The 19,981-nt window shown below is 51.9% G+C and carries 24 protein-coding genes and 2 pseudogenes; 15 read left to right on the top strand and 11 right to left on the bottom strand.

The features are described 5' to 3' along the window. Positions 1-166 precede the first annotated feature (166 nt). Positions 167-766, bottom strand: coding sequence for a DegV family protein (locus IPL17_RS12610; RefSeq protein WP_345307440.1), 600 nt, complete (start codon positions 764-766; stop codon positions 167-169). Positions 767-1,188: 422 nt separating this feature from the next. On the opposite strand from IPL17_RS12610, the gene IPL17_RS12605 reads away from it, so the two are divergent. Both IPL17_RS12605 and IPL17_RS12600 read left to right on the top strand, forming a co-directional pair. After that, positions 1,189-1,326 carry a hypothetical protein gene (locus IPL17_RS12605; protein ID WP_345307439.1) on the top strand — a complete coding sequence of 46 codons (138 nt, stop codon included), beginning with the start codon at positions 1,189-1,191 and terminating at the stop codon, positions 1,324-1,326. Between the two features lie 14 nt (positions 1,327-1,340). Continuing rightward, positions 1,341-2,360 carry a hypothetical protein gene (locus IPL17_RS12600; protein WP_345307438.1) on the top strand — a complete coding sequence of 340 codons (1,020 nt, stop codon included), beginning with the start codon at positions 1,341-1,343 and terminating at the stop codon, positions 2,358-2,360. Positions 2,361-2,513: 153 nt separating this feature from the next. Here the strand turns inward: IPL17_RS12600 and IPL17_RS12595 are convergent, their stop codons facing one another. Both IPL17_RS12595 and IPL17_RS12590 read right to left on the bottom strand, forming a co-directional pair. Further along, a complete protein-coding gene (locus IPL17_RS12595; protein ID WP_345307437.1) occupies positions 2,514-4,175 on the bottom strand; it encodes a DAK2 domain-containing protein in 1,662 nt (553 codons plus the stop codon). A 14-nt stretch (positions 4,176-4,189) separates the two neighbouring features. Next, positions 4,190-4,546 carry an Asp23/Gls24 family envelope stress response protein gene (locus tag IPL17_RS12590; RefSeq protein ID WP_345307178.1) on the bottom strand — a complete coding sequence of 119 codons (357 nt, stop codon included), beginning with the start codon at positions 4,544-4,546 and terminating at the stop codon, positions 4,190-4,192. Between the two features lie 171 nt (positions 4,547-4,717). Here IPL17_RS12590 and rpmB point away from each other — a divergent pair, with 171 nt between their 5' ends. Continuing rightward, complete coding sequence (gene rpmB / locus IPL17_RS12585) at positions 4,718-4,903, top strand: 50S ribosomal protein L28 (protein WP_345307179.1); 186 nt, start codon at positions 4,718-4,720, stop codon at positions 4,901-4,903. 136 nt (positions 4,904-5,039) lie between these two features. Here the strand turns inward: rpmB and rpe are convergent, their stop codons facing one another. Together rpe and IPL17_RS12575 are read right to left on the bottom strand one after the other, a co-directional pair. Next, entirely contained in the window at positions 5,040-5,714 is a 675-nt protein-coding gene (rpe, locus tag IPL17_RS12580; RefSeq protein ID WP_345307436.1) for a ribulose-phosphate 3-epimerase, read from the bottom strand. A gap of 56 nt (positions 5,715-5,770) precedes the next feature. Then, on the bottom strand, positions 5,771-6,862 hold the full coding sequence (locus IPL17_RS12575; RefSeq protein WP_345307435.1) for a protein kinase: 1,092 nt from the start codon (positions 6,860-6,862) through the stop codon (positions 5,771-5,773). 59 nt (positions 6,863-6,921) lie between these two features. On the opposite strand from IPL17_RS12575, the gene IPL17_RS12570 reads away from it, so the two are divergent. Next, positions 6,922-7,866 carry a diacylglycerol kinase family protein gene (locus IPL17_RS12570; protein WP_345307434.1) on the top strand — a complete coding sequence of 315 codons (945 nt, stop codon included), beginning with the start codon at positions 6,922-6,924 and terminating at the stop codon, positions 7,864-7,866. 4 nt (positions 7,867-7,870) lie between these two features. Beyond that, positions 7,871-8,347 (top strand): hypothetical protein, encoded by a 477-nt coding sequence (locus IPL17_RS12565; protein WP_345307433.1) that lies wholly within the window; start codon positions 7,871-7,873, stop codon positions 8,345-8,347. Positions 8,348-8,400: 53 nt separating this feature from the next. On the opposite strand, the gene IPL17_RS12560 is transcribed toward IPL17_RS12565, so the two are convergent. The 6 genes from IPL17_RS12560 to IPL17_RS12535 form a co-directional block, all read right to left on the bottom strand. Further along, positions 8,401-8,910 carry a CopD family protein gene (locus IPL17_RS12560; protein ID WP_345307432.1) on the bottom strand — a complete coding sequence of 170 codons (510 nt, stop codon included), beginning with the start codon at positions 8,908-8,910 and terminating at the stop codon, positions 8,401-8,403. Positions 8,911-8,912: 2 nt separating this feature from the next. Continuing rightward, positions 8,913-9,962: a hypothetical protein gene (locus IPL17_RS12555; protein ID WP_345307431.1), complete on the bottom strand. Its 1,050-nt coding sequence runs from the start codon at positions 9,960-9,962 to the stop codon at positions 8,913-8,915. Positions 9,963-10,130: 168 nt separating this feature from the next. Continuing rightward, a complete protein-coding gene (murJ, locus tag IPL17_RS12550; RefSeq protein WP_345307430.1) occupies positions 10,131-11,636 on the bottom strand; it encodes a murein biosynthesis integral membrane protein MurJ in 1,506 nt (501 codons plus the stop codon). 20 nt (positions 11,637-11,656) lie between these two features. Next, positions 11,657-11,848: a hypothetical protein gene (locus IPL17_RS12545; RefSeq protein ID WP_345307429.1), complete on the bottom strand. Its 192-nt coding sequence runs from the start codon at positions 11,846-11,848 to the stop codon at positions 11,657-11,659. Positions 11,849-11,931: 83 nt separating this feature from the next. Then, positions 11,932-12,723, bottom strand: a complete 792-nt coding sequence (locus tag IPL17_RS12540; RefSeq protein ID WP_345307428.1) for an SDR family oxidoreductase — start codon at positions 12,721-12,723, stop codon at positions 11,932-11,934. 131 nt (positions 12,724-12,854) lie between these two features. Then, entirely contained in the window at positions 12,855-13,136 is a 282-nt protein-coding gene (locus IPL17_RS12535) for a DUF503 domain-containing protein (protein ID WP_345307427.1), read from the bottom strand. 104 nt (positions 13,137-13,240) lie between these two features. Between IPL17_RS12535 and IPL17_RS12530 the strand changes: the two genes are divergently transcribed. From IPL17_RS12530 to IPL17_RS12485, 10 genes and pseudogenes are all read left to right on the top strand, one after another. Next, complete coding sequence (locus IPL17_RS12530; protein WP_345307426.1) at positions 13,241-14,578, top strand: folylpolyglutamate synthase/dihydrofolate synthase family protein; 1,338 nt, start codon at positions 13,241-13,243, stop codon at positions 14,576-14,578. Next, positions 14,575-14,814, top strand: coding sequence for an LON peptidase substrate-binding domain-containing protein (locus tag IPL17_RS12525; protein WP_345307425.1), 240 nt, complete (start codon positions 14,575-14,577; stop codon positions 14,812-14,814). The genes IPL17_RS12530 and IPL17_RS12525 overlap by 4 nt, the downstream gene beginning before the upstream one ends. After that, positions 14,709-17,048, top strand: a complete 2,340-nt coding sequence (lon, locus tag IPL17_RS12520) for an endopeptidase La (protein ID WP_345307443.1) — start codon at positions 14,709-14,711, stop codon at positions 17,046-17,048. The genes IPL17_RS12525 and lon overlap by 106 nt, the downstream gene beginning before the upstream one ends. A 218-nt stretch (positions 17,049-17,266) precedes the next feature. Continuing rightward, positions 17,267-17,470, top strand: coding sequence for a hypothetical protein (locus IPL17_RS12515; RefSeq protein ID WP_345307424.1), 204 nt, complete (start codon positions 17,267-17,269; stop codon positions 17,468-17,470). A gap of 10 nt (positions 17,471-17,480) precedes the next feature. Continuing rightward, positions 17,481-17,801: an SDR family oxidoreductase gene (locus IPL17_RS12510; RefSeq protein ID WP_345307442.1), complete on the top strand. Its 321-nt coding sequence runs from the start codon at positions 17,481-17,483 to the stop codon at positions 17,799-17,801. Continuing rightward, a complete protein-coding gene (locus tag IPL17_RS12505; protein WP_345307441.1) occupies positions 17,770-18,072 on the top strand; it encodes a hypothetical protein in 303 nt (100 codons plus the stop codon). Before IPL17_RS12510 ends, IPL17_RS12505 begins: the two co-directional genes overlap by 32 nt. A gap of 169 nt (positions 18,073-18,241) precedes the next feature. Further along, the gene (locus tag IPL17_RS12500; protein WP_345307423.1) at positions 18,242-18,592 is read left to right on the top strand and encodes a hypothetical protein; all 351 of its coding nucleotides are present in this window, start codon (positions 18,242-18,244) and stop codon (positions 18,590-18,592) included. Between the two features lie 133 nt (positions 18,593-18,725). Then, a pseudogene (locus tag IPL17_RS12495) lies at positions 18,726-18,830 on the top strand (M24 family metallopeptidase); the annotation flags it as partial. Next, positions 18,827-19,201, top strand: a complete 375-nt coding sequence (locus tag IPL17_RS12490) for a M24 family metallopeptidase (protein WP_345307422.1) — start codon at positions 18,827-18,829, stop codon at positions 19,199-19,201. The pseudogene IPL17_RS12495 and the gene IPL17_RS12490, both read left to right, overlap by 4 nt. 76 nt (positions 19,202-19,277) lie before the next feature. Further along, positions 19,278-19,765 (top strand): annotated as a pseudogene (locus IPL17_RS12485) (DNA-3-methyladenine glycosylase I); the annotation flags it as partial. Positions 19,766-19,981 lie beyond the last annotated feature (216 nt).

The raw sequence follows: 19,981 nt of genomic DNA, 5'->3' as shown, positions 1-19,981 counted from the left end.
AACAACGCAGGCAATAACCACAATAAAAATAGAAGCGGCTAAAACCGCTTCTATTTTTCACCGCAAAACAATCCATTCGGCCCAAGATGTGTGCCAATGACCGCTGTGACATTTACGAACAAAATATCGCGTGGAATTGATTTTCGCGCGCGGTTATTCAATTCATTCAGCAATTGTCTCGCGCGCGGTTCAGCGTTGGTATGTAAATAGCGAGACGCTCCATATCTCCGAGACCAAGCAGGAAATTTAAAATGCGCTCATCCGCCTGTTTGGTAGTGCGGATTGCTCCAACGGCTTTTACTTCGCCATCGACTAACTCGATCATTGGCTTGATGGATAATAATCCGCCCAGAGTTGCCACCGCGCCGGGGACTCGTCCACTGCGTTTGAGATATTCCATTGTATCCAGCGCAGCTGAGACTTGAAGCCGCTTACGGGTGGAAGCGATCGCATCCAATGTAGGTTTCAATCCAAGCTCCGATTCTTCAGCAGCAGCCAGCGTCTGAAAGCCGAGGCCCAATGAAAGCGAGCCGCTGTCAATGCAGGTGACTTTATCGGGGAATTCTTTTGCGGCCTGACGCGCTACATTGACGATGGTTGTCAATTGGCTTGCGGCGTGAATGGAAATGATATGGTCACAGCCTTGCGTGAGCAGAGTCTCATAAGGCGTGGTGAAATCTCCGATCGAAGGCGCAGCAGTTGTCGGCGGGGTGCGAAGCGAGGGGCAGGCGGTTATAGAATTCTTCGCGCGTGATGCCAATTCCATCCGCGTATTCTTTCCCCTCCAAAATCAAGATCGTGGGAACGACTTGAATATTATGTTCTGCAACAAGATACGCGGGGATGTCGGATGTTGAGTCTGTGACGATTCCGATTTTCATAGTCAAAGTTTAACATAATAGCAGTTGACAGTCATTTTTAAAGTGACTGTCAACGATCTCTCTTACCCCTTCTGACATACTGTGTGAAACACGGTATCATGCGACAAAGGTTGATATATGGCAAACACTGAATCGCTCGACAATGTTGTCCTTGAACTACGGCGCGGCGTGATCGTGCTGGCAGTGCTCAGTCAATTGAGTGACGAGCAATATGGCTACTCCTGTTGAAGTTGCTTTCAGATCAAGGGCTGGAAGTTGATCAGGAACGTTGTACCCGCTTCTCCGTCGGTTGGAGACGCAGGGATTATTGGAATCCGTTTGGAAACTTGAAGAGGCGCGTCCGCGCAGATATTACGTCATCAGCGCGGAAGGAAAAAAACTGCTGCCGAAGTTGAAAAAGGAATGGGCTGGCATTGTCTCTGTGATGAATGGCATGCTGGCGTAAGGAAAGGAAAAGACATGAACCTCATAGACCGTTATGTAACTGAAGTTGGAAAGAACCTGCCGCTCCTCAAGGGGCGTGAGGATATTGAAAAAGAATTGCGCTCCACGCTGGAGGATATGTTGGAAGATCGCGTCTCCACTACGGGACACATGCGCGATGAAGCGATGGAGATCGAGCTGCTGAAAGAGTACGGTTCGCCTCAGAAAATAGCGGCGACCTATAACCCGCATCCGTATTTGATCGGTCCGCGCTTATTCCCGTTCTTCCTGTTCGTATTGAAGATCGTGATCACAGTAGTTGTATTTGTGATGTTGGGATTGGCAGGCGTGCGCGCCGTGACCGACACTCCCATGATGGGTATGGATTTTGTAAATATCATTGGCGGCGGATTAGGCAACGCGCTTTCCGCTGCCATCGCTGCGTTCGGCAATGTGGTGCTGGTCTTTGCAATTCTTGAACGGGTGATTCCCGACAAGGAGATAGGCGGTTTCAACGATGAAAAGGATTGGGATCCTGCTTCTCTTACAAAAGAACCCGATCCGGACACAGTCAAACGCGGAGAGATCATCGTTGAAATCGTATTTACCTTTATTGGACTCGCCATTCTAAATTTATATTTTGAGATACTTGGCGCGTCTTTCTTCGCGGAAAACAAGTGGTACTTTATCCCCATGTTCTCGGATGTATTCCTCAAATTCATCCCGTGGATCAATGCCATCTTCCTTGCCGAGATCGTTCTGGATGTTTTTCTCCTCCGCAATGCATTATGGACACCGTTCACGCGCATCGCCAAGGTGCTGATCGAAGCTGCCGGCATCGTATTGACATTCCTGATCCTGAGCACACCAAACATCATTGGCTTCACAGCGGAGTCATTTGCTAACATTCCTGAAAGCTCGGTCGACGCACAGGCATTGATGACCGTATTCAACCTATCTTTCCCGATCACCATGATTATCATAATCATTATCCAGGGAGTTGAACTGGCAAAGGCAATTTACGGGCTGTTCAAAACCACATATAAGACAAAATAAACTCATCATTTCAAAAACAAAAACGGACGCAGGTGCCTGCGTCCGTTTTTGTTTATATTTTATGTCATTGCGAGGAGGGTGATTTCCCGACGAAGCAATCCACACGACGTAGGGGAGTTGCTTCGTCGCTTCGCTTCTCGCAACGACATGAAGCTATTCGATCGAAATAATGAATTGATAGTGCGGCTGCCCGCCTTCCTGCACTTCAATTTCATGGGATTTATATTTTTCACGCACCACATCTGCAATGCGATTCGCTTCGCCGTGAGGCATGTCTTCGCCATAAAAGAACGTGATCAGCTCATGTTCGACGGCATTGGCTTTTTCAAGCAGTTCCATGACACCCTGCTCGACGGACTCTGCCGAGACGACCAGTTTGCCGTCCAGCAAAGCGATCACCTGACCATCTTTTACGCTGACCCCGTCAATTTCAACGGTGCGGGTTGCAATTGTGATCTCGCCTGTTTTGACATGCGCCATGGCTTTTGCCATTTTATCTGCCACCGCTTGCAGCTCGCCTTCCGGGGCGAGCGAGAGCATGGCGGCCAGTCCCTGCGGAACGGTGCGCGTCGGCACAACTGCCACATGCTTCACCGTGACTTCCTTGGCCTGGTTTGCCGCCAGAACAATATTCTTGTTGTTTGGCAAAATGATCACTTTATCGGTCGGCAGGTTTTCAAAGGAATTCAAAATATCCTGGGTGGACGGATTCATGCTCTGCCCGCCAGCCACAATGGCGGCCACGCCCAGGCTCGCGAAGATGCGGCTCAGCCCCTGTCCCGGTGAAACCACCACAACTGCGATACTGCCCGGTTCCACAGGCGTGAACTGAAGCTGTTTGCTCTTTTGAATATCATCCATTTGGGCGAGCAGGTTCTCGATGGCGACCTTTGTCACCGTACCAATCTCCATAATGTAATCGATCGGTTCATAGCGTTTTTCAAGCGGTACATGGATGTGCATGCGGTACATGCCTTCGCCTTCGCCCACCTGAATGGATGTTCCCATCTCTTCGAGCCGCGCATAGAATGACGCTAAATTCAATTCGTTGGTTGGAACAAAATCCACGACGATCTCGTAATCTTGTCCCTCTTCCACTTCATCCAGTGCGCCCTGCAAGTCCATCGCGGAAAGCGAATGCACCATCGTGGTCGGCGTCTCTAGCGACTCGCCGTACACATGTCTCAGCATACCTTCCAGAATAAAGAACAAGCCCTTGCCGCCGGAATCAACCACGCCCGCTTGTTTGAGGACTGGGAGCATTTCCGGCGTCTTTTTGACTGCTTCGTCCGCGGCCCTGACTGCCACTTCGAGCATCTCAATCGGATCTTTTACCGACCCCAAAGCTGCTTCTGTTGCAATCGCCACTTCTTTGATGACGGTTAAGATCGTCCCCTCAACGGGACGGACCACTCCTTTATAGGCTGTGTCACGCGCTTCGCCAAATGCTTTGGCGATGGTTGCGACATCCAATGTCGCCTTGTCGTGACAGCCGCGTGAGAACCCGCGCAGGATCTGGCTGGTGATCACACCGGAGTTTCCGCGCGCACCCATTAGGGCGCCCTTGGAGACGAGCGCCGCCATCTCACCGAGGTGAGACGTCCCGGAATCCTTGATCTCATTCCATGCAGCTTGCAGGGTGAGGGTCATGTTCGTGCCGGTGTCACCGTCCGGGACCGGGAACACATTCAAGGCGTTGACCATATCCTTGTTCGTGCGCAGCCAGGTCAGTCCCGCGTCAATGAGGCGTTTGAGAGACTGGCCGTCGATCGGCAGCCGGCGGAATTTATCAATGCGTGCGGGGTCCACAGCCATAAGGTTCTATTCTCCTAATCCGAATTGCTGATGCGCAAGCCCGCTACATGCACATTGACTGAATTAACTTGCAAACCCAGCGCCTTTTCCACATGGAAACGGACTGTGTTTGCCACGCTTTGCGCCACAGAGTTGATGCGCGTACCGTACTCAATGATGATGTGGATGTCAATATCAATATCATCACCTTTATACGAGACAGAGACCCCGCGCGAAGGTTCGCGTGTGATGGATGCTACGATTCCGTCGGTCAGATTTTTTGGCGCAAGCCCCACCACGCCATATGATTCCAAAGTGGCGTGATATGCGATCGTTGCCACCGCGTCCGGCGAGATCTGGATCCCGCCCAATGAAGTTGTTTCTTCGCCCATAATTATCCTCGTTTGCTCTAAAGACCGCGGGAATTTCCGAAGTCCGGGTAATATTCTTTCATGTTCCTATTTTAACATCTAATCTTGAATATGGTTGCGTTCTATGGTAGAATGCCCTGCCCCTAAAAAGGGCGGCTCATCTGGAATCATTGTATTGAAAGGATAAATATCATGGCAAAGTGTAACTCCTGCGGAAAAGCAACCACCTTCGGTCACAGCCGTTCATTCTCTCAACGCGCGACCAATCGCACGTTCAAGCCGAACCTGCAAAAGGTCTCGGTAATGGAGAAGGGTCGCATGATCAAGAAAATCTTGTGCGCGAAGTGCATCAAGACGCTTGGCAAATCTGCGGCTTAAGGTTCGTTTTTTCATCCCAACAAAAATCACGGCTCAACGCCGTGATTTTTGTTTTTAATTAATTTTGTCCTTGTAAGGGAGCACTGCCCGAGACCCTCTTATTGCAGGAAGTAAAGCTCTTTCATTTTTTAAATCACTACCGTTCAATCCTCGCCACCGCATCTCTTAGCGCCTTAATGCCTGCTCCGGCGCCCTGTGGATGCTTGAAGACTGCGTTGCCAGCCACGAAAACATCCGCACCGGCTCGATACATGAGGGGCAGGGTTTCAACTGTGATCCCGCCGTCCACTTCAAGGCGGGCTTTGGAACGCAAGGCATTTAATTTATTGCGGATCTCTTCCACCTTGGCGATCATTTCAGGCAGAAAGGATTGACCTGAAAAACCCGGCTTGACACTCATCACCAAGACCAGGTCAACCAATGGAAGCGCCGCATCCAATGCAGAGGAGGGAGTGGCGGGATTCAATGTGACCCCCGCGTTACATCCCAAAGATTTTATTTTTTTTATTATTTGCGGCAGGTCGGGACAGGTTTCTACATGAACGGTAATATTGTTCGCGCCGGCTTTGGCAAATGCTTCCAAATACTGATCTGGGTTGGAGATCATCAAATGCGCGTCAATGGGAAGCTTTGTGGCGCGTTTGCAGGCTTCCACGAACAGTGGACCGACCGTGATGGTGGGAACAAAATGTCCGTCCATGATGTCCATGTGCAGCCAATCTGCGCCGGCGGACTCAATAGCTGCAATCTCGTGGGCTAAACGGGTGAAGTCTGATGCGATGATGGAGGGGGCAATTAGGAAGTTATTCATAAATGTGAGAAAAGACCTGACAGGTTTTTGAATACCTGTCAGGTCTGAACCTTTAATTACGGAAGTGGCGGATTATAGGCGAAATAGACCATCATCCAAAATGGGATCAGTCCGCCAACAGCTACGACTGCCAGGAGGCCGAGTCCAACAGAGACCCAGTCAATTTCATCGAAGGCGGAAGCAAGTCCGGGTTCGTCAGCGGGAGGCGTCGGCTCGGGCGGAATGTACCTTGGTTTGGCGGGTTCAAGCCGCGGCGGAGGTGGAGGCGGCGTTTCTTTGGTCGGAATCCTCTCCGCAGTTTCGATTTCGGGCGCGGGCTGGTCGGGCTGCGTTCCAAATCTTAACAGAACCCGCCCAAGTTGATCTGCGGTGCGATAACGCGCGGCAGGTTCCTTGGACAATACTTTTGTGATGATCTCTTCGAGCGCTGTTGGAATTTCTGGAATGTATTCGCGGATGGGGATCGGGCGCGCAGACACATGCAGTCGCGCAAGTTCATCGGCGGTGGTGGCGGTGAACGGTGTTGTGCCGCTCAAGAGCTCGTACATGACCACGCCGAGCGAGTATACATCGGAGGCGGGCGCGGGCGCTTCTCCGCGGGCCTGTTCCGGCGAAAAGTACAGAGGCGAGCCCCAGACCACATCGGCTTTCTCGTCAGGCATCATGGTGGCGAGGGCGCGGGCAATGCCAAAGTCGGTGACCTTGAGACGGCCGTCGGGTGAGACCAGCATGTTATGCGGCTTGACGTCACAATGGACAAGTCCCGCGCGGTGGGCATATCCCAGCCCGGCACAGGCTTGAATGATGAGCGGGATACCCGCTTCGACCGTAAAGCGCCCACGCTGGCGGATCAGCTGTTTCAGGTCTTTGCCGGGGATATATTCCATGACGATGAAGAGCAGATTTTCAGCAAAGCCAAAATCATGCACGGTGACAATGTTTGGGTGTGAAAGATTCGCAGCGGCGCGCGCTTCGGTGCGGAAGTGTTCCTGAAACTCCGGGTTATTTGAATAATCCTGTCGCAGGACTTTAATGGCGACAATGCGATCCAAAATGGGATCGCGCGCGCGGAAAACTTCAGCCATGCCGCCAGAGCCGAGTTTTTCAAGTAGTTGATAACGACCGTTAAGTAGAGTCCCTTCGTTCATTGGGTTGGATTATATCATTGCGAGTTGGAGTTGATTTACCCTCAGGTATAATCCTCGCCATGCGAAAGGGACTGCTACTCTACAATCCAACCGCGGGGCGTTATCCCGTGGGACGTTTCGTGCATGGAATTATCCATCCGCTGAAATACGCGGGCTGGAGCATGGAGATCGCCGAGACCTTAAGCGGAACCCATGCCACGCAAACCGCGCATCAAGCGGCCAGTGAAAAATATGACGCGGTCTTCGCCATCGGCGGCGACGGGACGGTTGGTCAGGTGGCGAGCGGATTGATCAACACCGAAACCGCGCTGGCTGTGCTTCCGGCCGGCACAACCAATGTCTGGGCGTTGGAGCAGGGACAAAAACCTTTTAGCTGGTTCCAGTGGCATGCCTTGCGCGAAAATGCAGAACTGCTGGCGAATGTCGAGCCGCAGTATGTTGATATTGGTCTCTGTAACGACCGCCCATTTTTGTTGTGGGCTGGCGTTGGGTTGGATGCGCAGACTATTCATAAGATCGAACCGCGTCCACGTTACTTTAAACATTTGTCCGTTCCGCATTTTTTTGCAACCACAGTTTGGGAAGCCACCTTCTGGCATGGGCTTGACCTGCGCGTGTGGACCGATGGCGAATTTATAGAAGGACATTATCTCGTGGCGGTCGCGACCAACATCCGCCATTACGCGGGCGGTATGTCGTTGATCTCACCGAACGCGCTGCTTGACGACGGCGAAATGGATATGTGGCTCTTAAGCGGTGACAGCCTCGCGGATGCGCTGCGTCACTTTTTTGATCTTGTGGCAGGCCGTCATCTCACATCCGATCAGGCGCGCTGCCTGCCATTCCACACTGCGCGGGTTGAATCGGACGCGGCTTTCAACATTCAAGTGGATGGCGACCCTATGCTTGGCGGCAATAAAGCCGAGATTAAAACTTTGCACCGCGCGTTGAAAGTGCTCATGCCAAAAGATGCTTTACAATTGTTGAAAGACCCAAAGAGATAGATCAATGGACTTACGCCCTTATTTAAACCGCTATGTGATTCTAGGCATTCTGGCAGTTGCCGGGCTATTGCTGATCATCACCCTGATCTTTATCGGCTGGACATCTCCGCGCTTCTCTCCTGACGTTGGGTTTGCTCCTGCTGACCTGACCATTGTCCCCGCCCCGACGCATACCCCCAATGTCACAGTCGCGCCCACCAATGATCCGTTAATTGCCACGCCCACGCTCGCGGCCAATACCATCGGCATTGGCGGCTATGCACAGATCACCGGCACCGAAGGACAGGGACTGCGCATCCGCGCGTTACCGGGCTTGAATGCTGAAACTGTTTTTCGCGGAGATGAAGCGGAAGTCTTTCTTGTGAAGGATGGTCCGCAGGTCGCTGATGGATATACCTGGTGGTATCTCGTTGCCCCGTATGATGAGACCCGTGCTGGCTGGTCCGCTGCGGATTTTCTGGCAGTTGTCCCTTCCCCGTAAAATAAAATTCGAATCAAAAAGCCGTTACTTTTTGTAGCGGCTTTTTTTTATTTCTATAATGCGGCTCTTGCAAATGCTGTCGCACCGAGTATCAGCGCGGAAAGTAACAGGTTGGTTCTTAGCAACATCACTTCGCGTCTTTGCAGCCTGGCAAGTTCATCCGCTTTGGCATTTTCTTTCTTCATCAATGTGCGATGAATGGCAGGCAGGACTTCCCATGTTTGAATCGCGCTGACCACCGCCATGACCGCTGATAAACTGTGCTTAACCAGAATTGCCAATGACCATTGCGTGCTGGTGGAGAGGAACCCATCGTAATGCGGATTCGCGCTCATTTGGAATAATCCTGTCACCACCAACAATCCCATGCTGAACCATGCCAGCGGTTCAAGTCTCTTTTGAAGGGCTGCGATAAAGCTGAGTTGGTCGGCCAGCTTCAAGGTCCGTTGCGAGGCGGGCAGGACAAGCAGATTAATGGCGGCGAGGCTTCCGATCCACGTGACTGTCGCCAGCATGTGCATCCAGAAGAAGACCGCCATCACCCAGGAAGGAGGTATGGGCATGATCAGGGAACAGGCGCTGTTGTTGGCGTTTCTGTCGGAGTGGCGAGCAAAGCCGGGTCTATCGTGGCCGTTGGGATGATTTCCAGCGTGGCAGTCGGAGGGTGGCATTGAATATAAGCTTCAGCGGCATTGCCATCCGAAATATTGTCCAGGGCACCGATTGCCAGCGCATGAGAATATTGTTCGTCGGCGGCGCAAAATTTTTGTTGATTGAAAAGCTCATCGCCATAGCGCATCGAGGCGATGTAATAGCGCTGCGAGGCGGTCATGGTGCCGTCCCATAAAGACGGCCAGCCAATACCGACCTGAGCGAAATAATTGACTGCTTGCAGCCAATCCAACTCCCAAAAGCTTGCCCCGGTGATGTACATGCGCGCACCCTCACGCAGTCCGATCGCGGTGTTGTCCAGCGGTCCGAAGCGCTCGGCAAGTGTCAGGTGATAGATGCCGCCTTCGAGGTTGCCTTGTTTGGTGATGAGATCGAAGCCGTAATTCCGCAGGGCAAAGTAATACATGCCGTCTACTTGAGCGGTATTGTAAGTGGGGTCAAGTTTGCGGATGGTATCCAGCGCGCCCAGGGCGCCGGGCCAATCTTGAGCGTTAATGAGCTGCTGCGCGCGTTGAAAGGCGCTCTCGGCTCCGCTGAAATCGGGTGTGGAGGTGAGTGTGGGCACTGGCGTACTCGTTGGAATGGAACTCACTACCAGCACTTCTGTCAATTTCTGCTGGGCGCCGGGGTACCCTGGGTCTTTCGAGATAATGTACTGCAGGCGTTGTTTTGCGTTGTCATACCGCCCAAACTCAATATCCACCAATGCGAATGAATATTGCTCGGAGAGCTGTTGTGCTGTGATGGACTCTTCCGCTTGTACGCGTTGATTGACTCCAGAAGAATATCCGCTGAATGCGCCCAGCCCGACCAACAGCAGGAAACCCAAAACGCTAACGAGTGCGGCACGCCAACGGGATGGTTTCTTGATCGGTTTGATCGGTTGGGTGTCGTCTAATTCAACGGTTTTTTGAGGTTGTGTATTTTCTAATTGTTCTGACATGCTGATAATTATACTTCCCTATTGAACCTTCAAATTTTTTCTTATTTTCTGTTCATCCAAACAATGGATCTCGTGCAAAGTCAATAAAATCCTCTGCTCAAGGCGGCGTCCTTTGCGAAGCATCCTGTGGATGCCGCCGGGGACGAGAGCACTTGTTTTTCCAAACAGTTACAGATTAAATATCTGCTTCGCATCCGCCCAGACGATAGCAAGCGCGATGACTCCGCCGATGACCATTCCCAGCAAAGCGGTGGAGATCGCTCCGCCTGGCGCGTAAACCGCGACGCCGTAAGCTGTTACGCCTCCGATAACTGCGGCTATCAACCCTTTGATGACTGAGTTACCCACGTGGATCGGTTCATGTGTGCGCTTGGATAACCACCCGAAAAGGATGATGGCTTCTATCAGCAAGGCGATCTCTGCGAACGCGATGATCGGTGCGCCAATTTCCTTGAAGAATGTCAATCCGATAATGCCTATTCCCAAAAACATAACCAGACGTAATCCCACTGCGTAAAGCGGGAACAGTGGTTCCTTGCGCGCATAGAATGAACGAGCCGCGATCTCGTGGATGGTGAAACCTGTCAATGTCATTAAATAGGCGCGTGTTGTCCACGTGATCAACGTGGAGGTGGCTTCGTCAAATCCAAACACTCCGCGCACGAGCGGGTGAATTCCTGCCGCCATGACCGCTGCTATTGGAATAGTTAGTGAGATCAAAACCCGCAGGGCGCGTTCTATCGTTGAACGGAAGCCTGCCCAGTCTCCGCGTGCCGCGAGTTCTGAAAGCGCAGGCAGCATCGCGGTGGCGATGGCAGTCCCAAGAATTGTCTCAGGCACTTGCATGATCATCCAGCCGTACGTCAGCGAAGTGACCGCGCCGACCTGGTCGAGTCTTGAGGCTAGATTATCGCGCGCCAAAACGATGATCTGAATCCCGCCCATGGTTAACAAACGCGGCGCCATTAATTTTAGAGCTTCGATCAACCCGGTGTGACGCAGATTCAAAGATGGAGTCCAACGGAAGCCAAACTTGAAAAGCATCGGCACTTGGATCAGCAAGTGCATCGCCGCGCCGATGATGACGCCATATACCAAACCCTGAATTCCATAGCGCGGCACAAGAAAGATCGCGCCGAAGATCTGACCGATGTTGTACATGCTGGGCGCCATGGCGGGGAAAATAAAATGCTGATTCGCCTGCAAAGATGCCATCACCAATCCGCTGATCGAAAAGATGACTGTGCCGATCAGATTCAAGCGCATCAATTCAGCGAGTAGTTTGCGTTGCTCTGCGTCAAAGCCGGGTGCGATGCCAAGTTTCGCATCCACAATGGGTTGCGCAAAAATGGCGATCAGAATGGCGAATGAACCTGTCACCAGAAATGCAACGTTCGCGACCCGAGAAAACAGATCCCATGCGGCGGCGCGGTCTTTGGTGGTGAGATACTCCGTCAGCAATGGAATGAATGCCATTGCCAGCGCGCCGCCCGAGATGAGCGCGAACAACACATCGGGTAGATTATTTGCGGCGTTAAAAGTATCCAGCAATTCCACTGACCCTGAATACTGGCGCGAGATGATCCCCGTACGCACGAAAGCCAGAATTTTATCTATCAGAAAAAAGAACGCGATGATCAATGAGTTACGGGTAAGACGCGATAATTTATTCATTGGCATAACTGGTTAAAAAATTAATCTATCTTGTCTGGAACGATCTCAATGCCGGGTAATTTATCTTTCAGCGTGTGAGTCTTATGGATTAACACAGGCAGACATTGTGCGCAAATATATTTTGTTTCATCCTTGAATGTCAAATGCAGCAACGGGACTTGTCCATCCGTGCGTTCGCAATTCAGGCAAATCTTTTCATTTTGTTCGTTCATGGTTTCTCCATTAGGTTACAGGTCGCAGGTTGGAAGGTTTGCAGGTTGCAACCTTCCAACCTGTAAACTTTAAACTTGCAACTTTATAACGTGCCCTTATACATCCCGCCATCCACATTTAACATCACACCGGTTATATATGAAGCTGCGGGGGAGACGAGGAATGCCGCGGCATTCGCGAACTCTTCGGGCTGACCCAGCCTGCCAAGTGGACTCTGCTCCGACTGCTTGCGCGTCTCTTCCTCAACTGTTGAGCCGTTCGCTGTTGCCCGGGCAGTCATCAACTCTGTGACACGTTCCGTCTCCGTCCAGCCTGGAAGTATGGAGTTGAAGCGAATGTTTTCCTTGCCGAGATCCAACGCCAGCGACTTGGTTAATCCGATCGTCGCCATGCGAATGCTGTTCGATAAAAGCAAATTCGAAATTGGTTGTTTGACAGACATGGATGTAACCGTCAAGACACTGGCTGAATCTGATTTTCTCAAATATGGAAGCGCTGCTTTAATGAGACGGACATGCAGCATCAAACATAAGTCCACGCCCTTTTGCCATGCGGTTTCGTCGAGCGAATCAATTGACCCGGGTGGAGGTCCGCCCGCGTTGGTGATGAGAATATCCAGCCCGCCAAACGCATCCACTGTTTGCTGGATCAATTTTTCAGGGACATCGGTCAACCCGACATCGCCAACCAGCCCAATGACCTGAGCGCCTGATTCCTTGCTCATCTTTTCCGCAACAGCCTTGATCTTCGCCTCATCCCGCCCGTTGATGGCAACCTTGCAGCCTTCTTTTGCCAATGCCAGCGCGGTGGCATACCCAAGTCCGCGGGATGAGCCGGTCACGAGTGCGCGTTTATTCTTCAATCTTAAATCCATTTATGCCTCCTTATATTTATATGTCGTTGCGAGGCGATGTTCTTTCGCCGAAGCAATCTCATCTTTAACATGAGGCTGCTCACCTGCACTGGCGTGCGGCGCAAGTGTCGCAAAGAACGCTCGCAGCGACATCAAATTATTTCTATCTTTTCATCAATGATCTGACCGTCTTCCCAGTTTGCTTCCACCCATTTTGCCACACTTTGCAGGGACTGTCGTAAAGTCACTGCGTCAGAATTTACCATCGCGCATACGATCATGGTTTCCTGCCATCTATCCTGCAAATCCATCTCCGCTACAGAGACGTTAAACTCGCGGTGCAAACGCGAGATCAGCGGCTTGATTCGTCCGCGCTTTTCTTTGAGGGAAGAACAAGCAGGAAGATGTAGGCGGATGGTGAGAGTGGCGAGCATGGGAATTTACGATTTTTGATTTGCGATTTTGGATTGGGAACTTTAGTCCGCGACATCGCATTTATAAGTTTACGAATTACAGATTACGTTTTACAATCCCTTATATGACTGAGATTGAAAATCACTATAACAAAGCCCTTGATTACCTTTATTCTTTCGTGGATTATAGCCTGAAACATTCGTCCGAACTCGCCAAGGCGGACTTCAACCTTGACCGTATGTTCGCGTTGATGGATTCGTTGGGCAACCCGCAGAGTATGTATCCAATAATCCATGTGGCAGGGACGAAAGGCAAAGGCTCCACGTCCGCGATGTGTGCGGCGGCTTTGCAGGCGGCGGGATATTCGGTTGGCTTGTACACATCACCGCATTTGCTGGATTACACAGAGCGAATTCAAATTAATGGCGCGCCCATCTCGCATGAACAGTTGATCGAATTGGTGGATGAGATCAAGCCGTATGTGGCGAAGATCGAAAAACTGACCACGTTTGAAATTACCACTGCGTTGGCTTTTATGGCATTTGGCAAATACGGAGTTAACGCGGCGGTCTTTGAAGTGGGACTGGGTGGGCGGCTGGATGCAACCAATATTGTTACACCCAAGGTTTCGGTCATCACTTCATTATCCTATGACCATACTGCTGTGTTGGGAAATACCCTGACATTGATCGCGGGGGAGAAGGCTGGCATCATTAAAGATGGCGTGCCCGTGGTTTCGTCGCCGCAAAAGGATGAATCGCTCGCTGTTTTGGAGCGTGTAGCCGCGCTTAAGCATTCAGCGTTAACTTTGGTCGGGCGTGACGTAAATTTTGAGTTGATCGAGTCATCTTTGAAGGGGCAGAGCCTGACGGTGGACAGTGGACAGTGGACGGTGGGAAACGCTCCGCGGTCTATGGTCAAATTGCAAATTCCCCTGCTCGGAAATCATCAGATCGAAAACGCAGCCACTGCTTATACAGCCTTGAAAGTCAGCGTGATTCCCATCACGGACGAACAGATACAAAAAGGCTTTTCTCAAGTACAATGGCGCGCCCGCTTTGAGATTGCGCGGCGCGAACCACCTGTGATCTTCGACTCGGCGCATAACCAGGATTCTTTCGCGAAGTTGAGCGAAACTCTTGAAATATATTTCCCCGGCAAAAAGGTTTATCTCATCTTCGGCGCTTCGGAAGATAAGAATATCCCCGGCATGTTCGCGGAGTTGAAATCGAAGATCGAGAAAGTTATTGTTACGCGCGCCGATCATCCGCGCGCGCTCGAAGTGGAGAAAATTCAACAGTTGGGTGAGCAGGCCGGGGTTGAATCGGAAGCGGTCACTCCTGTCAAATCCGCATTGGCGCGGGCGCTGGAATTGTCGTCAAAAGATGGTAGCATTGTCTTATCCGCTGGAAGCATGTTTGTCACCGCGGAAGTCATGTCTGCATGGAAAAATATTAAATGAATCATCAATCTGACTGGAACGAAGAAGAAGATAATTTTGACCTGACGCTGTCACAGCGGACCGAGGAACTGTATCGTGTCCCGAATATGGAGCCGAACGCTGACGGGCTGATCGAGGCCGTGGTGCTGCCATTGCGCGACATGGTCATTTTTCCGCGCATGGTCTCTCCCATTTTTGTCGGGCGCGAGGCTTCTCTGCTGGCTGTTCAGGCGGCGCAGCAAAAGAGCAAACTGTAATCGGATTAACCCAAAAAGATTCCGAGCTGGATGAGCCCGGTGTAAGTGATTTTTTACCGATCGGCGTGGAAATGGCGGTTGGTCGTTTATTGAGCATGCCCGATGGCTCGCGTTCTGCGCTGGTGCAGGGGCGCAAACGGGTTGAGATCGTTGAGTTCATCCATACCAAACCTTATCTAAAAGTACGTGCGCGCCTGGTCAACGAGCCGCAAGTGGCGGACAGGCAAACGCAGGCGTTGATGCGTTCCGCGCTGAGCCTGTTCGAACGCTGTGTGCAGCTGGACCGCTCGATTCCCGAAGAAGCGCATTTATTCGCGTTGAACATTTCGGAACCCGGCTGGCTTTCCGATATGATCTCCACTTCGCTTTCATTAACCTATGAGTCAAAATTGCGTCTGCTGCTTATCCTTGATCCCAAGGCGCGTTTGGGGTTGTTGAATAATATTCTGGCGCAGGAAGTGGACGTGCTTGAACTGGAAGACGAGATCCATTCGCGTGTGCAGAATGAAGTGGATAAGAGTCAGCGCGAGTTCTATCTGCGCGAACAGATGAAACAGATCCAGACGGAATTGGGCGAAGGCGATGTTTTCTCGCGCGATGCCTCCGACTTAAAGAAAAAGGTGGAAACCGCCAACCTTCCGGAAGAAGCAAAGAAGGTGGCGTTGAAGGAGTTGGAGCGGTTGAATCAAATGCCGCCGATGTCTCCCGAGGTGGGCATGATCCGCACGTATGTTGATTGGATCGTCGACCTGCCCTGGAGCAGTTCCACGCCGGATAATTTGGATGTTAAGAATGCCGCGAAGATCCTTGAGCGCGATCATTATGGCTTGAAGAAGGCTAAGGAAAGAATCCTTGAATATATCGCCGTGCGTTCACTCAAACCAAAGAAGGAACGCCAGCCGATCCTGTGTTTTGTCGGGCCGCCCGGAGTTGGCAAGACTTCATTAGGCCGGTCCATCGCGGATGCGCTGGGACGCAAGTTCGTGCGTGTCTCGCTGGGCGGCGTGCGTGATGAAGCCGAGATCCGCGGACATCGCCGCACATATATCGGCGCTTTGCCCGGGCGTATTCTTCAAACGATGAAGCGCGCCGGCACGGCAAATCCGCTCTTTATGCTGGATGAAATTGACAAGCTGTATTCAGACTTTAGAGGCGATCCCGCTTCAGCCATGCTTGAAGTGCTCGACCCCGAGCAGAATCATTCCTTTAGCGATCACTATCTTGAACTGCCATTTGACCTGTCCAAGGTCATGTTCGTGACCACCGCTAATTCATTGGGAAATATCCCATCCCCGTTGTTGGATCGTATGGAGGTGATCGAATTCCCCGGCTATATTGAAGAGGAAAAGGTAGAGATCGCGAACCGCTATCTCATTCCGCGCCAGATCGAAGAGAATGGAATTGATAATCTCGGTTTGGTGTTCGAGCCCGCTGCATTACAGCGTATCATCCGTGAATACACTTATGAAGCGGGTGTGCGTAATTTGGAGCGCGAGATCGGACGCGTGAGCCGCAAGGTGGCGCGCCTGAAAGCGGAAGGCAAGAAATATCCCACCTCCATTGCGCCAGATATGATCGAGAAATTGCTCGGTCCGCAGCAGGTCTTTCAATCTGAAGCGGGGCGCACTGATGAAGTGGGCGTCGCCACCAGCCTCGCGTGGACTGAAACCGGCGGCGAGATCATGTCTGTCGAGGTCGCGATCCTTGAAGGCAAAGGCAGCATGCAGATGACCGGTCAAATGGGTGAGGTGATGCGGAAATCAGCTCACGCCGCGCTGACATACATCAAGTCACGCTCCGCTGCGTTGAAAATTGACCTGGATGTGTTCGAGCGCCTGGATATTCACATCCACATGCCCGAAGGCGGCATTCCGAAGGATGGCCCATCGGCGGGAATTACCATCGCGACAGCCATCATCTCCGCCTTGACCGGGCGGGCTGTACTGCGTCACGTGGGCATGACCGGCGAGATCACCCTGCGCGGGCGTATACTCCCGATCGGCGGCGTGCGCGAGAAGGTTCTCGCCGCGCATCGTGCCGGGTTGAAGACCGTCCTGCTTCCGGAAAAGAACATGAAGGATCTGATGGAACTCCCCAAGACCGCCAGGTCTGAATTGAAGATCATTCCGATCAAGCACATGGATGATGTACTGGCGATCGCGCTTTCTGACAAGGTAACTGTTGAACCGCCGCGTCCAAAGAAACATGCGCGGGAGGAAAGTCAGGAAGAGTAGTACTAATTTCCTGATTTCATAGCAACAGCTTTTCAAGGTGGCGCGGGTGATAAAATTACCTGCGTCACTCTTTTTATTATTTTCACCGCCGTATAAATCTTCAACGCGAATGTGGCGAATGAGCGAATTACGCGATTTTTTGATCAATTCGAGAAATTCATCAATTAGTGTAGTTCGCGTTAAACAATTAACACGATACGTATTGGAATAATCCGTTCATGCCAAATTTGAAAAACAAAGTTGTCCTCATCACCGGCGCATCCTCTGGCTTTGGAGAAGATGCCGCTGCTCTTTGCCCAGGCAGGCTGCAGGGGTTATCCTTGCCGCGCGCCGCATTGACCGATTGCAAGACCTCGCGCAAAAAATTCAAGATGCGGGTGGTGAGGCAATTGCCATCCGGTCGATATAACCAATACGGCTGATGTGGATGACATGGTAAAGTCCGCGCTGGATATTTACGGCCAAATTGACATCCTCTTTAATAACGCCGGCATTGGGCGGTGGATTGGTTCGAGAAGCATTCGTTGGACCGCGATATTGCCATGCTGGTACAGGGCTAACTTAACCGCGCTCATGCAAGTTACGCGCACCGTGCTGCCCCACATGTTGAAGCGCAGAGAAGGTCATATCATCAACATGGTTTCAGTGGCAGGGCTGATCGCATCGCCGCTCATCACGTTATGCCGCCAGCAAACACGGCGCGCGAGCATTCACCGATGCGCTGCGTCGCGAAGTTGCGCCTTTGGGCATTAAGGTCAGCGGAATATATCCCGGTCCCGCTGCGACGGAATTTGGCCAGCATATTGGGAAGAGTCGTACCTATGGTTCGGTTCGAAAATCTTTCAGCTCGCGCATGACCTCTGCATATGTTGCGCGCCGCGTGCTGGACGTCGCCAAACGCCCGCGCCGCAGTCTTGTTATTCCGTGGTGGTTTCGCCTCGTCACCACTTTTGATATGCTTTTCCCCGTCGTAGTGGATGGGATCTTATATGTGTTCTCGAAAAAAAATCATAAACTGGATTAGGAGACTGACGTGACACTTGCGCGCCTCAACAATCTCACCGCTTCACTGCGGACCTCGAACCTGGATGCGGTTATTCAAATCCCGGTCCCACGCTGACCTATTTGACCGGCCTGCGTTTCCATCTCATGGAACGGCCTGTTGTTTTGTTCGTTGCGCTGGCCGGGACCCTGTGCTTGTGCTGCCGGAGCTTGAACTGCCCAAGATGGATCTCTTCCCATACAAAGTGCAGGCTGTCGCATTCGGTGAGAATCCATCAGAGTGGGGCGATGCTTTTCGTAAAGCAGCCCAGCTTTTGGGGCTGGATGGGAAGCGCATCGGCGTGGAGCCGCGTCAATTGCGGTTGCTGGAGTTTGGCCACGTAAAAACAGGCGCGCCGGAAGCGGAATTCCCCGATGCGAGTGATGTTTTATCCATGCTGCGTTTGAAGAAAGACAAAGCTGAAGTTGACTTGATGCGCCGCGCCGTGAAGATCGCGCAGGATGCGTTGGAGGCGACCATCACATTAATAAAGATGGAATGACCGAGCGCGAATTGTCATCCGAGTTGGTGATGCAATTGTTGAAGAATGGCTCCGATCCCGAATTCCCCTTTGCGCCCATCGTTTCGGGCGGACCCACGCCGCGAATCCGCATGCTTCACCTTCTGAAAGGAGATTGCAGGCGGGCGATCTTTTGGTCGTGGACTGGGGCGCGGCATATGAAGGTTATATCTCTGACCTGACGCGCACCTTCGCTGTGGGCGAGGTGGATGACGAATGTCAAAAGATACACAAGATCGTTCAGGAATCAAATGCCGCCGGCCGTGCCGCAGGCAGGCCCCCGGTGTTCCGTGCGCGGATGTGGACAAGGCCGCGCGCGAGGTCATTGAGAGATCTGGTTACGGAAAATATTTCACGCACCGCACCGGTCACGGCATCGGCATGGAAGGTCACGAAGACCCGTATATGCGCGGCGACAATATGCAATTGCTTGAGCCCGGTATGGCGTACACTGTGGAGCCCGGCATCTATCTGACCGGCCGCAATGGCGTGCGTATTGAAGACAATGTCGTCATCACCGAGACAGGCGCGGAATGTTTATCTGATATGCCGAGAGATACGCGTGGTTGGATAATTGTTGAAGACAAATAGCACTACTTGACAGGCATACCATGGCAACTTATTGCGAATACTGCAACGCTCATCCTGAAGATACTTTTAATAGGAGTATCACGATACTCAATACGGATTCCCATTAAGCGGTGATGATGAACTGTTTGAGAGCTTGTGCTTGAGATCAATCAGGCCGGGCTCTCCTGGATCACGATCCTGAAGAAGGCCGACAATTTCCGCAACGCCTACGATAATTTCAAAATAGAAAAAGTCGCAAAATACAATGAAAAGACCGTGAACGGCTGCTTGCGGATGCGGTATTATTCGAAATAGATTAAAGGTCAACGCGGCCATCGTCAACGCGCAGAAGATACTCGGGTTAAAGAAGGATTTTGGTTCATTCAAAGGCTGGCTGGACGCGCATCATCCGCTTACAAAAGAGGAGTGGACAAAATTGTTCAAGAAAACTTTTGTGTTCACGGCGGCGAGATCGTCAACGAGTTCCTGATGTCCACGGGCTATTTGAGCGGAGCGCACGAGGAGCAATGTCCTGTCTATCGGAAGCGTGGCGAGGTCTCGCGCCCGGCCTGGATGCGAAAATAATCCATCATGACCACAAGCCGACTTTGTGATCGTGGGGCAAGCTCAATCGCGAGTATATATTCTGCCTCCACCGGGATTGGGTCATCCGCTTTTGGATACGCCCGGTGGAGTTTGCTGTTGCTGCGGGCGGGCTGCGCTGTCTGGGGATCAGGCTGCCGGGCTGGTCGGGCGTCGGTGAAGATTATCCGCATCAGTGGCTGCGTGATCTCGATGCGC

It is taken from the genome of Candidatus Villigracilis saccharophilus (assembly GCF_016711665.1).
This window is presented reverse-complemented; position numbering and strand designations above follow the sequence as displayed.